The organism is Halomonas sp. PBN3, from assembly GCF_000475415.1.
Lineage (GTDB): Bacteria > Pseudomonadota > Gammaproteobacteria > Pseudomonadales > Halomonadaceae > Halomonas > Halomonas shengliensis.
Genome location: NZ_AXCA01000208.1, coordinates 1 through 8,705, shown reverse-complemented (window position 1 = coordinate 8,705; position 8,705 = coordinate 1). Strand labels below are relative to the sequence as shown.

10 protein-coding genes are annotated in these 8,705 nt (G+C 66.5%); 7 read left to right on the top strand and 3 right to left on the bottom strand.

Annotated elements, in window-relative coordinates; genetic code table 11:
* Positions 1-190 precede the first annotated feature (190 nt).
* From Q673_RS33780 to nqrM, 7 genes are all read left to right on the top strand, one after another.
* Positions 191-1,540: a Na(+)-translocating NADH-quinone reductase subunit A gene (locus Q673_RS33780; protein ID WP_023007214.1), complete on the top strand. Its 1,350-nt coding sequence runs from the start codon at positions 191-193 to the stop codon at positions 1,538-1,540.
* Positions 1,540-2,766: an NADH:ubiquinone reductase (Na(+)-transporting) subunit B gene (locus Q673_RS33775; protein ID WP_023007213.1), complete on the top strand. Its 1,227-nt coding sequence runs from the start codon at positions 1,540-1,542 to the stop codon at positions 2,764-2,766. The genes Q673_RS33780 and Q673_RS33775 overlap by 1 nt, the downstream gene beginning before the upstream one ends.
* Complete coding sequence (locus Q673_RS33770; RefSeq protein ID WP_023007212.1) at positions 2,766-3,584, top strand: Na(+)-translocating NADH-quinone reductase subunit C; 819 nt, start codon at positions 2,766-2,768, stop codon at positions 3,582-3,584. The genes Q673_RS33775 and Q673_RS33770 overlap by 1 nt, the downstream gene beginning before the upstream one ends.
* A 2-nt stretch (positions 3,585-3,586) precedes the next feature.
* The gene (locus Q673_RS33765) at positions 3,587-4,255 is read left to right on the top strand and encodes an NADH:ubiquinone reductase (Na(+)-transporting) subunit D (protein WP_023007211.1); all 669 of its coding nucleotides are present in this window, start codon (positions 3,587-3,589) and stop codon (positions 4,253-4,255) included.
* 1 nt (position 4,256) lies between these two features.
* Complete coding sequence (gene nqrE / locus Q673_RS33760; RefSeq protein WP_023007210.1) at positions 4,257-4,874, top strand: NADH:ubiquinone reductase (Na(+)-transporting) subunit E; 618 nt, start codon at positions 4,257-4,259, stop codon at positions 4,872-4,874.
* Between the two features lie 69 nt (positions 4,875-4,943).
* Entirely contained in the window at positions 4,944-6,176 is a 1,233-nt protein-coding gene (gene nqrF, locus Q673_RS33755; protein WP_023007209.1) for an NADH:ubiquinone reductase (Na(+)-transporting) subunit F, read from the top strand.
* Positions 6,177-6,360: 184 nt separating this feature from the next.
* Positions 6,361-6,615 carry a (Na+)-NQR maturation NqrM gene (gene nqrM, locus Q673_RS33750; RefSeq protein ID WP_023007208.1) on the top strand — a complete coding sequence of 85 codons (255 nt, stop codon included), beginning with the start codon at positions 6,361-6,363 and terminating at the stop codon, positions 6,613-6,615.
* A 78-nt stretch (positions 6,616-6,693) separates the two neighbouring features.
* Here nqrM and Q673_RS33745 read toward each other — a convergent pair whose 3' ends face one another.
* From Q673_RS33745 to Q673_RS33735, 3 genes are read right to left on the bottom strand one after another with little or no spacing between them, the layout of a single operon-like run.
* A complete protein-coding gene (locus tag Q673_RS33745; RefSeq protein ID WP_023007207.1) occupies positions 6,694-7,131 on the bottom strand; it encodes a DUF488 domain-containing protein in 438 nt (145 codons plus the stop codon).
* A complete protein-coding gene (locus tag Q673_RS33740; protein WP_031218714.1) occupies positions 7,128-8,102 on the bottom strand; it encodes a PA2778 family cysteine peptidase in 975 nt (324 codons plus the stop codon). Before Q673_RS33740 ends, Q673_RS33745 begins: the two co-directional genes overlap by 4 nt.
* 12 nt (positions 8,103-8,114) lie before the next feature.
* Positions 8,115-8,507, bottom strand: a complete 393-nt coding sequence (locus tag Q673_RS33735; protein ID WP_031218713.1) for a PA2779 family protein — start codon at positions 8,505-8,507, stop codon at positions 8,115-8,117.
* Between the last annotated feature and the right edge of the window lie 198 nt (positions 8,508-8,705).

The window sequence follows — 8,705 nt, the reverse complement described above, 5'->3', positions numbered from 1 at the left end:
CTTGCCTCCTTGCCTCCTTGCGACCTTCGCTCAGGTAGTCATCCCTCTACCGGGTCTTTATAATACGGTGGATTTTTCGGGGTGGGCCGGGCATGCCTCGGACCCGACTGGTAACGTGCTGAATTCACAATAATTCGAATCCATTCGAACCCCTTTCCTTCGTTATCCGATCCATCAACTGGGCGAGACTATGATCGAAGTCAAGAAAGGCCTGGATCTCCCCATCACGGGAGCGCCCGAGCAGCGCATCGAGGATGCGCGGCCCGTGCGCCACGTGGCGGTCCTGGGCACCGACTACGTCGGCATGAAGCCGACCATGGAGGTCAAGGAGGGAGATACCGTCAAGCTTGGCCAGCTGCTGTTCACCGACAAGAAGATCGACGGCGTGCGCTTCACGGCGCCGGCTGCCGGCGAGGTGGTGGCCATCAACCGCGGCGAGAGGCGTCGCCTGCTCTCGGTGGTGATCAAGGTCGCCGAGAACGAGGAGGCCGTCGAGTTCACCGCCCACGGCCGCGACACGCTGGCCGGTCTCGAGCGCCAGGTGGTGGTCGACCAGCTGGTCGAGTCGGGGCTGTGGACGGCACTGCGCACCCGGCCCTACTCGCGCACCCCGGCCATCGACAGCGTGCCCGCCGACATCTTCGTCACCGCCATCGACACCCATCCGCTGGCCGGCGATCCCGCCAAGGTGATCAACGAGCAGCCCCAGGCCTTCGAGGATGGCCTCAAGGTGCTGACCCGCCTCACCGAGGGCAAAGTCTACCTGTGCAGCGGCCCGGACAGCAGCATCACCGGCGGCAACATCGACGGCGTCCAGGCCCAGACCTTCGCCGGCCCGCACCCCGCCGGCCTGGTGGGTACCCATATCCATCATCTCTCGCCCGTCGCCCTGCACAAGCGTGTCTGGCACATCGGCTACCAGGACGTCATCGCCTTCGGCAAGCTCTTCGTGGAGGGCAAGCTGGACATGGATCGTGTCATCGCCGTGGGCGGCCCCCGCGCCGAGAAGCCGCGCCTGCTGCGTACCCGCGTGGGCGCCAGCACCGAGGAGCTGCTCGCCGGCGAGGTGGTCGAGCCGGATGATACCCGCGTGATCTCGGGCTCGGTCTTCTCCGGCTTCACCTGCGAGGGCAGCCTGCGCTACCTGGGCCGCTTCCACAACCAGGTCAGCCTGCTCGAGGAGGGCAACAAGCGTGCCTTCATGGGCTGGCTCTCCCCGGGCAAGAACCGCCACTCGGTGCTCGGCATCTACCTGTCGAAGATCACCGGCCTCAAGGACTACGCCCCGACCACCTCCACCAACGGCTCCGAGCGCGCCATGGTGCCGGTGGGCGTCTACGAGGAGGTGATGCCGCTGGACATCCTGCCCACCCAGCTGCTGCGCTCGCTGATCGTGGGTGACATCGAGACCGCCATGGATCTCGGCTGTCTGGAGCTGGATGAGGAGGACCTGGCGCTGTGCACCTACGTGTGCCCCGGCAAGTACGAGTACGGTCCCATCCTGCGTGACAACCTCACCACGATCGAGAAAGAGGCCTGATGATGGGTATTCGACAGACACTCGACAATCTCGAGCCGCACTTCCACAAGGGCGGCAAGTACGAGAAGTTCTACCCGCTCTTCGAGGCGGTGGACACCATCTTCTACGCGCCGCCCAGCGTGGCCAAGACCACCGCCCACGTGCGTGACGGGGTCGACCTCAAGCGCATCATGATCACCGTCTGGATGTGCACCTTTCCGGCGATGTTCTTCGGCATGTGGAACGCCGGCTGGCAGGCCAACGTGGCCATCGCCGAGGGCTACGGCTCCATGGCGGGCTGGCGCGAGGCGATCATGATGGTGCTGGCCTCCGGCCACAACCCGGACAGCCTGTGGGCCAACTTCGTGCTCGGCGCCACCTACTTCCTGCCCATCTACCTGGTGACCTTCGTGGTGGGCGGCTTCTGGGAGGTGCTGTTCGCCATCAAGCGAGGCCACGAGGTCAACGAGGGCTTCTTCGTCACCTCGGTGCTCTACGCCCTGATCCTCCCCGCCACCATCCCGCTGTGGCAGGTGGCACTGGGCATCACCTTTGGCGTGGTGATCGGCAAGGAGATCTTCGGCGGCACCGGCAAGAACTTCCTCAACCCGGCGCTGACCGGCCGTGCCTTCCTCTACTTCGCCTACCCGGCACAGATCTCGGGTGACGCGGTATGGGTGGCGGCCGACGGCTACACCGGGGCCACCGCGCTCTCCATCGCCTTCCAGGACGGCATGGCCGCGCTGACCGAGCAGTACAGCTGGTGGGACGCCTTCCTGGGCTTCATCCCCGGCTCGGTGGGCGAGACCTCGACCCTGGCGATCCTGATCGGTGCCGCAGTGCTGCTGTGGACCAAGATCGCCTCCTGGCGGATCATGCTGGGCGTCTTCCTGGGCATGGTGGCCACCAGCGCGCTGTTCAACCTGGTGGGCTCCGAGTCCAACCCGATGTTCGCCATGTCCTGGTACTGGCACCTGGTACTGGGCGGCTTCGCCTTCGGCATGGTGTTCATGGCCACCGACCCGGTCTCCGCCTCCATGACCAACCAGGGTCGACTGATCTTCGGCGCCCTGATCGGCGTGATGACCGTGCTGATCCGCGTCGTGAACCCGGCCTTCCCCGAGGGCATCATGCTGGCGATCCTGTTCGCCAACCTGTTCGCGCCGCTCATCGACAACTTCTTTGTTCAGGCCAACATCAAGCGGCGCAAGCAGCGCGTCGGTGTACCGGCCGAGGAGACCGCCTGATGGCACAGAGCAACAACTCCATCAAGAAGATCCTGACGGTGGCGTTCGCACTCTGCATCGTGTGTTCGGTCATCGTCTCCACCGCCGCGGTGGGGCTGCGCTCCAAGCAGCAGTTCAACCAGGAGCTGGATCGCAAGACCAACATCCTCAACGTGGCCAACCTCTACGAGCCCGGGATGGATGTGAACGACACCTTCGCCTCGGCGGTCACGCCGCGGGTGGTGGACATGCGCAGCGGCGAGTACTCCGAGGAGCATGACCCGGCGACCTGGGATGGCTTCGAGGCGCGCCGCGATCCAGCGGCCTCGCGCACGCTGTCGGGAGAGAAGGATCTGGCCGGCCTGACCCGCGTCGAGAACTTCGCTACCGTCTACCTGGTGGGCGACCCCGAGGATCCCGAGCAGATCATCCTGCCGATCCGCGGCCAGGGCCTGTGGGGCCTGATGCGCGGCTTCCTCGCCGTGGAGGGCGACGGCAACACCATCGTCGGCATCACCTACTACGAGCACGCCGAGACCCCGGGGCTGGGCGCCGAGGTCAACAACCCGCGCTGGCAGGCCCAGTGGGACGGCAAGAAGATCTACGCCGAGGCGGACTCGCTCGAGCCGGCGATCCACCTGACCAAGGGCGGCGCCAGCGGCGTGAACGAGATCGATGCGCTCTCCGGGGCGACCCTGACCAGCAACGGTGTCACCAACATGCTGCAGTTCTGGCTGGGCCCGGAAGGCTTCGGTAACTACCTGGCCAAGTTCCGCGCCGGCGTGAGCCAGGAGGCGGCCCAGGGCGCCGACGTCGAACTCGAAAGTGAAGGAGCCTGATCATGTCTGCTGCCAACGCAAAGAGCGTCCTGACGACGCCGATCTTCAAGAACAACCCCATCGCCCTGCAGATACTGGGTATCTGCTCGGCGCTGGCGGTGACCACCAGCATGAGCGTGTCGCTGGTGATGACGATCGCGGTGATCTTCGTGACGGCCTTCTCGAACCTGTTCGTGTCGCTGATCCGTCACCACATCCCGTCCTCCATCCGCATCATCGTGCAGATGACCATCATCGCCTCGCTGGTGATCGTGGTGGACCAGATCCTCAAGGCCTATGCCTACGAGATGTCCAAGCAGCTCTCGGTGTTCGTCGGCCTGATCATCACCAACTGCATCGTGATGGGGCGCGCCGAAGGCTTCGCCATGCAGAACGGTCCGAAGCTCTCCTTCCTGGACGGCATCGGCAACGGCCTGGGCTACGGCTTCATCCTGATGACGGTGGGCTTCTTCCGCGAGTTGTTCGGCTCCGGCAGCGTGTTCGGCTTCACCGTGCTGCAGCCGGTACAGGACGGCGGCTGGTACGTGCCCAACGGCCTGCTGCTGCTGCCGCCCTCCGCGTTCTTCATCATCGGCATGATCATCTGGGTGCTGCGCAGCCTCAACCCGGAGCAGGTCGAGGAGAACGAATTCAAGATTAAGGCCAACACCGAACCGAAGGAGGCCGTGTAACATGGAACACTATCTGAGCCTGTTCGTAGCCTCGGTCTTCGTCGAGAACCTGGCCCTGGCGTTCTTCCTGGGCATGTGTACCTTCATCGCCGTGTCCAAGAAGGTCTCCGCGGCCTTCGGCCTGGGCATCGCGGTGATCGTGGTGCTCTCCATCTCCGTGCCGGTCAACAACCTGGTCTACAGCTTCCTGCTGGCGGAGGGCGCCCTCTCCTGGACCGGGATCAGCGGCGCCGAGAATATCGACCTGTCGTTCCTTGGCTACCTGAGCTACATCGGCGTCATCGCCGCCCTTGTGCAGATCATGGAGATGTTCCTCGACAAGTACGTGCCCGCGCTCTACAACGCCCTGGGCGTGTTCCTGCCGCTGATCACCGTGAACTGCGCCATCCTCGGTGGCGTGCTGTTCATGGTCGAGCGCAACTACAACTTCGGCGAGTCGGTGGTCTACGGCTTCGGTTCCGGGGTCGGCTGGGCGCTCGCCATCACTGCGCTGGCGGGTATCCGCGAGAAGCTCAAGTACAGCGACGTGCCGGCCTCCCTGCAGGGGCTGGGCATCACCTTCATCACCGTGGGCCTGATGTCGCTGGGCTTCATGTCCTTCTCCGGCATCCAGCTGTGAGGCAGACGCTCCCTGCCCGGCGCCGCGTGGCGCCGGGGATCCAGGCAACGCAAGCAATAGGAAACCGACATGGTTGATATTTCCCTTATCCTGCTCGGCGTGGTCATGTTCACCGTGGTCGTCATCGGCCTGGTGGCGATCATCCTGGCCGCCCGCAGCCGGCTGGTCAGCACCGGCGACGTGCAGATCGAGATCAACGGTGATCCCGACAACACCATCACCACTCAGGCCGGCGGCAAGCTGCTCAACACCCTGGCCGCCAATGGCATCTTCCTCTCCTCCGCCTGCGGCGGCGGCGGCTCCTGCGCCCAGTGCAAGTGCCGCGTGGAGGAGGGCGGTGGCGCCATCCTGCCCACCGAGGAGTCCCACTTCACCCTGCGCGAGAAGAAGGAGGGGTGGCGCCTCTCCTGCCAGGTGCCGGTGAAGCAGGACATGCGGATTGAAGTCCCCGAGGAGGTCTTCGGAGTCAAGAAGTGGGAGTGCGAGGTCATCGAGAACCCCAACGTCGCCACCTTCATCAAGGAGCTCAACCTCAAGCTCCCCGAGGGCGAGGAAGTCGCCTTCCGCGCCGGTGGCTACGTGCAGCTGGTGGCGCCGCCCTACGATATCTCCTTCAAGGACTTCGACATCGAGGAGGAGTATCGCGGCGACTGGGAGAAGTTCGGCCTGTTCGACATCTCCCACAAGAACGACGAGGAGGTCATCCGCGCCTACTCCATGGCGAACTACCCGGAAGAGAAGGGCATCCTCAAGTTCAACATCCGTATCGCCACGCCGCCGCCCAACACCAACCACCCGCCCGGCGTGATGTCCACCTACGTCTTCAGCCTCAAGCCCGGCGACAAGGTCACGGTGATGGGGCCCTTCGGCGAGTTCTTCGCCAAGGACACCGATGCCGAGATGGTCTTCATCGGTGGCGGTGCGGGCATGGCGCCGATGCGCAGCCACATCTTCGACCAGCTCAAGCGCCTCAAGTCCAAGCGCAAGATCTCGTTCTGGTACGGCGCGCGCTCCTGGCGCGAGACCTTCTACAACGAGGAGTTCGACAAGCTGGCGGAGGAGCACGACAACTTCGAGTGGCACCTGGCGCTCTCCGACCCGCAGCCCGAGGACAACTGGGACGGCCCCACCGGCTTCATCCACAACGTCCTCTATGACATGTACCTCAAGGACCATCCGGCACCGGAGGACTGCGAGTACTACATGTGCGGGCCGCCCATGATGAACGCCTCGGTGATCAAGATGCTGCTTGATCTCGGGGTGGAGCCGGAGAACATCATGCTGGACGACTTCGGCGGATGATCTCCTCGCCGTCAGGCGACGCGGAGGGCCGGCCCTGGGGGGCCGGCCCTCCCTCCCTGTATCCGTCGGTGCCTGATCGGAACACGCGCCGTCCTGCACTGTCTTCAGTGGGCAGGGCAGCCTGATCGAGAGACGCAACCGGGACGCCGCCCCGTCCGGGGCCGCTACCCAAGGAGAGATCCTGATGACTATCTGGCTTATCGCCTTCGCCTTCATGCTGCTGATCATGGCCGCCATGGCCGTAGGCGTGATCATGGGGCGCAAGCCCATCGCCGGCTCCTGCGGCGGCCTCAATCAGCTCGGCCTCAAGGACGGCTGCGAGATCTGCGGCGGCAAGGACGAGGTGTGCGAGGAGGAGAACCGCAAGGCCGGCAGTGCCCGTCGCCGCAGCGACGAGGCCCGCGGCGCCGACCTGGGGTATGACGCCACCCGGCGCTAGTCGCGTTCCTGCGTCACGCCACGGCCCCCGCCGGCAGTCGCCGACGGGGGCCGTGTCGTGTGGGGCGTGTGTAGCGGATCAGGCGTCCGGGTCGTCACGCAGCTCATGGGCGAAGCAGGGCGGCGAGGCCGGCTGCAGGTCCTCGGCGTCCTCCTCGCGCAGCGCGAACAGCAGGCGCTCGCGCAGGATGGGGAACGGCGAGGACTCGGGATCGCGCTCGGCGGTCAGCAGGGTAAGCGCCCCACGTTGGCGGACCTGGCGCATCAGCGGCAGCAGCCGGTCGGGATGGTCACGCAGCTCACCGCGGTAACGCACGGCGAAGACGCCGGCGCTGATCTCGCCCTGGCGAAGCTGGCGATGCAGCGTCGGGCTCGGCGAGGCGTCCCGGTACCAGTCGGCGATGGCCAGCGCCTCCCGGGAGCGGCCGCGCGGCCACAGCCGGTCGACCAGCACCCGGCTGCCATCCTCCGGCTCGGGGGGCTGGCCGACCGTCTTGATCGCGATGCGATAGCTCATCGTGGCTCCTCCTCGAGGCGCTCGAGGGCCTCGCGGCTGCGCGCCTGCCAGCGGCCCGGGAGCGCCGCCGCCCGCGACAGGGCATCCTGGGCCTCGTCACGCCGTCCTGCGCCTGCCAGGGCCAGGCCCAGGTTGAGCCAGGCAGGCGCCAGCCGGTCGTCGGCGCTCACCGCGGCGCGGTAGGCGGCGATAGCGCCCTCGCCGTCACCCTGGGCATGGCGGGCATTGCCCAGCGCGAACTGGACCATGGCATGGGCGGGGAAACGGCCGGCCAGGGCCTCCCAGGCGGGCAGCGCCGCCGCGGCGCCCCGCGCCGACTCGAAGTCACCGATGGCCTGCAGGGCTGCCTCGGCATCGATGGTGGCCGGCAGCTCCCCTGGCGACAGGGCGACGAAGGCCCAGCGCTCGCTGCGCGCCCAGGTGGCGTCGAAGGGGCGGAAGGCTTCGACCCGCGCGGGCTCCATGCCGCTGTGCAGGATCATCTGCTCGGCGCCCAGGTCGTAGCCGATGGCCACGGCGTAGTGCCACACCGGCCAGGCGGGCAACGAGAGGTTCTGCATCACCACCACCGGATGGCCGGCGTCGAGCTCGCGCAGCAGGGTGTCCAGCCGGCCCTCGATCACGAAGGGGATGCGGTCGTGGCGGCGCACCGTGGCGAGCATCTCCGGCTGCACGCTGCCCTCGCGCCCCGGGGTGAAGACCTGGGGGATCAGGGCGTCGACGTCGGTGGCGACGCCGTCGTGCTGTAGCACCATGGCCAGCGAGGCCGGGCCGCACTGGTAGTCGCGCTGGCCGTGGAAGGGGACCTCGTCGAGCAGCACCCGCGGCGCCACCGCCTGGTGGGTACTCTCGTCCAGCCGGGGCGCGCTGGCGCAGCCGGCGAGCAGCAGCAGGGCCAGCCCCAACGCAAGAACGCCCGCGAGGCGGGCGTTCCTGGTGGGGGGCTGCTGCCGTGTCGGGCAGTCGGTCATGGTCACCCCCGATCAGCGAGTGAAGGGGTAGACGTTGGTCAGGCCGAGGATATCGGTGACCAGCAGGATCACGAAGACGGCGAAGAGTGCGCCGACCACGCTGGCCCCGGCGGGCATCTCGTCGAGCCGGTCGGCCATCTGGGCGGCCTCGGCGTCGGAGAGGGCCGCGACGCGGGCCTCCACCTCGGCGGGATCGACCCCCTGGGCGACCAGCTGCTCGCGGACATCCTCACGCGCCAGCACGGCGTGGATGCGTTCGCGATCTCCCTGGGCGCGTTCGGCGGCCAGGGCGTCCTGGGTGGTCACCATGCCGCCGGCCGGCGCGGGGGCTGCGGCCACGGGCAGGCTGCCCAGCACCAAGGTGGCGATCAGCAGCAGGCTGAGGGTACGGCGGAGTTGCTTGATCATGTCGATGTTCCTTCTTCTTCGAGTGGGCTTCCGGCTCCTTGATGATCCACGCATCGCATCCCGGCGAATGGTGTGGCGTTGCGATGAGTCATGCCCAGTATAGGACGAAAGGCCGTGCGATTTCATGCCCTTGCCTCAGTATTACTCGGAGCTGTTCCGTCGACAAGCCTGCGGGGAGGCGCTGTGAATACCTCC